Raw genomic sequence first — 2,001 nt, 5'->3', positions numbered from 1 at the left:
CGCCAGTCACAACTACCAGGCCTGGAAGCGGCCGCAATTCGGGAAGTGCGATCGCTGATGCCACAAACCCAGCAGGAAGTCCCTCGAACTCAGCATCCGGTGGTAGTGGAACTGGTGGGGGAGGCTCTTCAGAGCCCTTTGGCAGTGGTTCGGGCTCAGTGCCAAAACCGAAAAACTCTGGTGGAGGGGGGAGTGCTTCCCCTGCTTCGGGCCCGGCACCAGGCACTTGCATTAGCTGCGGTAAACCTGAATATCCCAGCGCCGCCAGAAAAGAAGGGCGTCAGGGTCAAGTCAAAGTCAAGTTTGATATTGACCCCAACGGTACGGCATTCAACATCGCGATCGAGACTTCTAGCAAATACGACGACTTCGATCGCGCTGCGATTAAAACAGTAGAAAGATGGAAATTTGCCTCATCAGAAAGCGGCATTCAAGGAAAAGTAGCATCCATTACCTTCCGGCTCAATGAGTAGGGATTTTCTGGAAACCTAGCAATTTGGCTGGGAATTCCATAGCACCAAGAAAGCAACTGTAAATCTAAAAATTGAATTTTGTGTGAATTATGAATTTTGGAATGTCGCCAGCAATATTAAGTAAACTTCAGCGATTTGGATTCGCTCTATTACTTGGCTCCAACTTGGGAATGGCTGAGTTATTCGCAAACCCTCACAGCGCAATGGCAGGAGTGATTACTTTACCCCATGGCGGACGTTGTGAGGGAGAATTGAGCGAGGGAAAACTCAGCGGGCCCGCTAGGTGCGAATATGCCAATGGCGATCGCTATGAAGGGCAATTTCTCAACGGCCAACCTCACGGTAAAGGTGTCTATTCTTTTACAGCAGAAGGTCGATAAGTAGTTAATCAAAATTAATTACATAATTATCTCCAAAATTTTTAAGAATTATTTCGACAGATGAAACAAGAGATTGCCAGCTAGAGTAGGCATCTATTTCGAGCTATTCATATTTTATAAACCGCCACAAAATCTCAATTAAATTTAATTCAGGTGAATAAGTCGGTAATTCAAATATAGTTAAGCCACGTTCTTTCCATTCTTCAATTTTATCTAAAATGGCATTGCTAGTATGAATAGAAGCTTGATCTACCACAATAAGTGTTGGCCGCTTTACCACAGCAAAGAAAGTATCACTTGCAGGCTATGATCACATCAGAATTAATTGTCTGCTCTGCAACATAAGCAGGTCGAATGTTTTGCCAATTCATGATTCCCAAAACATTTAAATGCTTAGTTCTACGACTATCAATTATAGTCATTTCAAATAAGTATGAGACACTCTTCATGCACAATAAGCACGAATAACTTCATCAAGAGATGTGCCAGGAGACGCATACATTTTAGCTCTTTTTAATGCACTAAAATCATGCTCAATATCATTTAAGTCAGGAGAGTATTTTGGTAAAAATATTATCTGATGACCCGCCTCCTCAACCAATAGTCTAATGACCGTTTTACGATGAATGGGTGCATTATCCATAATTAATATAGATGGACTTGTTAAATCTGGTAACAAATATAAAGATAACCATCCTTCAAATCCTTCTGCATTCAAACTACCCATAAAGAGCATTGGTGCAATTAAGTCCTTCTTTCCTTTTCTTCTTCCTGCTACTAAATTTTCTCTTTTTCCCCGTTTTCCTGGTATGAGCGCCATAGACTTTCTTTCCTCTTTTTGAAAGGCATACACAGAACCTTCAAATTCCTCAAATCCTGACTCATCAATGAATACAAGACTTTTGCCACCATAAATTTTAATTAATTCTCTCAGATTTCTATAATATTTCATTCTTTTTTCTCTATTTTTTTCTTTATAAAAAATTCTTTTTTTTTTGTAATTTTCAGTTTCTTTAAGGCATAGCAGATGGCACTAGGTCGAACGCCTGAAAGTTTTTGCTCTTTCTACTCATCTTGCTGAGCGGATTTTTTTCAACATCTTTTTTTAAGGGCTTCCCAATCTAACTTTCGTTGACGGTGGTTGACCT

3 protein-coding genes and 1 pseudogene are annotated in these 2,001 nt (G+C 40.5%); 2 read left to right on the top strand and 2 right to left on the bottom strand.

Annotated features, from left to right (window positions below):
- Both QT998_RS27180 and QT998_RS27175 read left to right on the top strand, forming a co-directional pair.
- The coding region (locus QT998_RS27180; protein WP_333218214.1) for an energy transducer TonB at positions 1 to 473 on the top strand (473 nt) is incomplete at its 5' end.
- 170 nt (positions 474 to 643) lie between these two features.
- Positions 644 to 853 carry a hypothetical protein gene (locus tag QT998_RS27175; protein WP_333118914.1) on the top strand — a complete coding sequence of 70 codons (210 nt, stop codon included), beginning with the start codon at positions 644 to 646 and terminating at the stop codon, positions 851 to 853.
- Between the two features lie 103 nt (positions 854 to 956).
- Here QT998_RS27175 and QT998_RS27170 read toward each other — a convergent pair whose 3' ends face one another.
- Complete coding sequence (locus QT998_RS27170) at positions 957 to 1,109, bottom strand: transposase (RefSeq protein WP_333091994.1); 153 nt, start codon at positions 1,107 to 1,109, stop codon at positions 957 to 959.
- A 189-nt stretch (positions 1,110 to 1,298) separates the two neighbouring features.
- Positions 1,299 to 2,001: pseudogene (locus QT998_RS27165) on the bottom strand (transposase); the annotation flags it as partial.

The organism is Microcoleus sp. S1D4 (assembly GCF_036700765.1).
In the GTDB taxonomy this organism is placed as follows: Bacteria; Cyanobacteriota; Cyanobacteriia; order Cyanobacteriales; family Microcoleaceae; genus Microcoleus.
Note: the sequence above shows the minus strand (reverse complement) of the source record. Positions and strands in the feature narration are given on the sequence as shown.

What these genes read in the sequence shown, in the direction of transcription:
- QT998_RS27175 (WP_333118914.1), top strand. Translation starts at nt 644, where the DNA reads ATGGCTGAGTTATTCGCAAACCCTCACAGCGCAATGGCAGGAGTGATT.